Source organism: Nocardioides sp. Z21_20, from assembly GCF_059766585.1.
Genome location: NZ_JCBAJX010000037.1, coordinates 1 through 1,298 on the forward strand (window position 1 = coordinate 1; position 1,298 = coordinate 1,298).

At 65.8% G+C, this 1,298-nt stretch carries 1 protein-coding gene; it reads left to right on the plus strand.

The window, feature by feature from the left end; all coding sequences use genetic code 11:
- Window positions 1-69 precede the first annotated feature (69 nt).
- Window positions 70-1,265, plus strand: a protein-coding gene (locus AC6EH9_RS20045; protein WP_498425451.1) for an IS3 family transposase whose coding sequence is annotated in 2 segments (ribosomal slippage) — window positions 70-354 and window positions 357-1,265 — 1,194 coding nt in all. Because the reading frame shifts where the segments join, the coding sequence is not laid out codon by codon here.
- Window positions 1,266-1,298 lie beyond the last annotated feature (33 nt).

Genomic DNA, 1,298 nt, shown 5'->3' on the forward strand with positions numbered 1-1,298 from the left:
GGGACTGCTGCACGGATAGGTGACATCTGATCTGTGGTGCCGAGAGGTGCTGCTGGAAGGATGTGCACTGTGCCGAAGCCGTACCCCAAGGAGTTCCGCGACGACGTGGTCCGCGTCGCGAGGAACCGTGAGCCGGGCGTCCATCTCAAGCAGATCGCTGCCGACTTCGGGATTAGCGAGTCGTGCCTGACGAACTGGATGAAGACCGCCGACGTCGAAGACGGCGTGAAGCCGGGCGTGACCGCGAGCGAGAATGCCGAACTACGCGAAGCCAAGAAGCGGATCCGGCTGCTCGAGCAGGAGAACGAGGTACTGCGCCGGGCGGCTGCCTACCTGTCGCAGGCCAATCTGCCGGGAAAATGATGTACCCGCTCGTCCGCGAGCTGGCCGTCGACGGTGTCCCCGTCACGGTGACGTGCCGGGTCCTCAAGATCGCCCGCCAGCCCTACTACCGCTGGCTGGCGAACCCGGTCACCGACGCCGAACTCGAGCAGGCCTACCGCGCCAAGGCCCTGTTCGACGCCCACGAGAACGACCCGGAGTTCGGCTACCGGTTCCTCCTCGACGAAGCTCGTGAAGCAGGCGAGCCGATGGCCGAGCGGACCGCGTGGCGGATCTGCTCGCAGCTGGGCTGGTGGTCGGCATTCGGCAAGCCCCGACGCGGCAAGAACGGTAAGAAGCCCGGGCCACCGGTCCACGACGACCTGTGCGCGGTCGTCGACGAGCGCGGCGTCACCCGCCACGAGTTCACCGCCGACGCTGCGAACCAGCTGTGGCTGACCGACATCACCGAACACCGCACGGGCGAAGGCAAGCTCTACCTCTGCGCGATCAAGGACGCCTACTCCAACCGGATCGTCGGCTACTCGATCGATTCCCGGATGAAGTCCAGCCTCGCCGTCGCAGCGCTCAACAACGCAGTGGCTCGCCGTGGCGATGTCGCCGGCTGTGTTGTTCATTCGGACCGCGGCTCTCAATTCCGCAGCAGGAAATTCGTGCACGCGCTCAACCGTCACGACATGGTCGGATCGATGGGCCGCGTCGGTGCAGCCGGGGACAACGCGGCCATGGAGTCCTTCTTCGCGCTACTGCAGAAGAACGTGCTGGATCGGCACCCGTGGACCACACGCGAGGAGCTGCGGATCGCGATCGTGCGGTGGATCGAGAGGACTTACCACCGGCGCCGCAGACAGGCCGCTCTCGGGCGGTTGACCCCCATCGAGTTCGAGACCATCATGACCACGCCAGCCACTCAGGCTGCGTGACCCAACCTGTCACCCGATCGTGCAGCAGTCCCG